Origin of the sequence: Vibrio sp. 10N.261.51.A3 (genome assembly GCF_041471965.1) — a bacterium.
Classification (GTDB): Bacteria; Pseudomonadota; Gammaproteobacteria; order Enterobacterales; family Vibrionaceae; genus Vibrio; species Vibrio crassostreae_C.
This window is the reverse complement of record NZ_JBFRPK010000149.1, coordinates 1-2254: the sequence shown is the minus strand read 5'-3', so window position 1 is coordinate 2254 and position 2254 is coordinate 1. Positions and strand designations below refer to the sequence as shown.

Below are 2254 nucleotides of genomic sequence, written 5' to 3'. Positions count from 1 at the left end.
AGTGGATTCCATACATCAAGCAAAGCTTCTCTTACTTTTTCAGCTTCTGTGGTTAGCATTGAGTCGCTCCTTATGAGTTAATCTTCAAGTTCTGCTTCATAGCTCAGGGTGAGCGAGACGGAATCGGCGAAACGTAGAGCATGAGGCTTGTCAATTCTCACCTGAGCGTATCGGACCCATGAATGGTCGATACAAATACCGAGTACGTCGCTGGTTAACTTTTCTAAAAGCAGAAACCGTCCAGATTCAACATGTTCAATAATTTTTTTGCAGATATTTTTGTAGTTAAGTGCGTTCTCCACATCATCAGAGAGGCAAAGGTTGTTCGCGGGATAATGGATCTCCGCATTTATGACGATGTCTTGCTGCTTGGTTTTTTCTTCTTCGTTGAAGCCGATGAAGGTTCTTAATCTGAGATTTGTGATGGTGATAATCGCATTGTGATTCATAACAGTTTCCGATCCTTAGAAGGTAGAGTGAGTTACGTGCCTATTAGAGGAAAAGATCAATAAAGCTCAAGCGTTCTGTTTAAAGCAGTTACAGGGACTAAGTGAAGCTGACCTCGAACGGTATAAGTTCGGTTTTCTGACTCAGCTGATCGAAGTTGTTCCAGAGATGCTGAAAAGAGATATCTAGAGTGGGATGAAGTTCTTGCGCGGCAACATCAACTAACGGTCGAAGCACAAAAGCGTACTCGGTGATTTCACCTCGAGGCAGCTCTACTCCATCAATAATGCCTACTTCGTTACCGTAAAGAAGGATATCGATATCCATCGTGCGCGAGGCATATTCTTTAGTTTCTCGCTTGCGGTCATTTTCTAATTCGATTTGATGCAGAACCTTAGCCAGTTCAGCGATAGAAAGGTCACATTCAAACCCTGCGACTAGGTTTAGGAAGTTGTCCCCTTCAAAACCAACAGGCTCACAATCGTAGAAATTAGAAATGTTCAGAGGTGCAAAGTGACTATTCAACGCTTTGAGAGATTCTGTGATGTGATGTTCGCGGTTAATGTTGCTTCCGATGCTGACATAGACGGTGGACATATTGTTTTCTCCCTTTTAGTTAACCTCTTACGTTGTAAGTCGCTAGGAAGATCAGCTATGGATCCGTTTGATGTAGGGAGGGTAAAAGAAAATCTCCCGACAACTCATATAGAGTTCGGTTCTGAGTCGGAAAGGAGGACTTTTGAACTAGAAAATGCCACGGGCGAAAATTCAGCTTATGAAGGTTCTGGACAAAAGCACGTTAGAGTATGGGTTCTAACGTGCGAGATTTGGATTAGAAAAAGTATCTTAAAGCCAGAGTCGTTTGTTATGCGATTTATTGTTTTGATACATCGGCGAGATCTCCTGAACATTCCAGTCGCCATAATTAACTTGGTCCGCTTTCGACATTATGTACTTAATACTTTCATAAGCGGCCTCTAAATTATCATCGTGTACTGCGTGTAATGGGAAAGGAGGCTGCGGGTAAGCGCCAAGAATTTTAGGGAAAGTAAAGTCAGAAATGTTGTCATCGTCTTTAGGTGAAAGAATCAATGACTGCTCTGCACATTTAGCAAAATGAAAATTAAGCATATGCGCCCAACCTTTGGGTAACACTAGCCCCATCATCGGGTTGTCGTTGTTTGTAAATGCATTCCAACCATCTCTCATGGAGCAAGCGACAAAGCATAGCTTTGGAGTTAGCGGATAATATAAACAAGTTGAGTTTTCTTCTATAAATCCTGTTTGAAGAACTGGATTGTCACTGCGAACAAAGTAATCATCATCATGTGCCATCATTAACAACCAGTCTCTGTTGGCAATCAAATTTAAATCAAGACAGTTTGGACAGCCGACTCTATCACACTCTGGCTTGCTATAAGGTCCTGATATTTCTTCAGTGAACCTTTCATACTTTAAAAAGGTTGGCGTTCTAACGAGTTGCGATAGTATAAACTGTGACCACAGGAACTTCTCGCTGATATCTAGTTCATTAATGCTAGCTAATTTTTCATATACCGGGGCAACTTTAGTCTCCAAATCCCGGTCTAAGTTATGCTCAACTTCCCAAGAATAAAGCCCTCGAAACCTGCCCCATTGCTTTTTTCCTTTACGTGATTTTTTAATGTCACCCGTGTGCTCACAAGAAAAATAAGAAATGAAATTAGAATCGTCGGCCCAATATTTGTTGCTAAACTTTGGCACATAATGTGATAACGGTTTTTTAGCCAAATTAGATACTCCCAGATTCGGTGTTTTTCAAGGTAGT

General features: G+C 41.4%; 3 protein-coding genes. All 3 read right to left on the bottom strand.

Annotation, left to right across the window (positions count from 1 at the left end):
- Window positions 1–77: 77 nt before the first annotated feature.
- The 3 genes from folX to AB4371_RS22290 all read right to left on the bottom strand — a co-directional run bounded on the left by folX (window position 78) and on the right by AB4371_RS22290 (window position 2217).
- Window positions 78–449, bottom strand: a complete 372-nt coding sequence (folX, locus tag AB4371_RS22300) for a dihydroneopterin triphosphate 2'-epimerase (RefSeq protein ID WP_017067658.1) — start codon at window positions 447–449, stop codon at window positions 78–80.
- 97 nt (window positions 450–546) lie between these two features.
- Window positions 547–1044 (bottom strand): 2-amino-4-hydroxy-6-hydroxymethyldihydropteridine diphosphokinase, encoded by a 498-nt coding sequence (gene folK, locus AB4371_RS22295; RefSeq protein WP_102320872.1) that lies wholly within the window; start codon window positions 1042–1044, stop codon window positions 547–549.
- Between the two features lie 249 nt (window positions 1045–1293).
- The gene (locus AB4371_RS22290; RefSeq protein WP_372150679.1) at window positions 1294–2217 is read right to left on the bottom strand and encodes a DUF4238 domain-containing protein; all 924 of its coding nucleotides are present in this window, start codon (window positions 2215–2217) and stop codon (window positions 1294–1296) included.
- Window positions 2218–2254 lie beyond the last annotated feature (37 nt).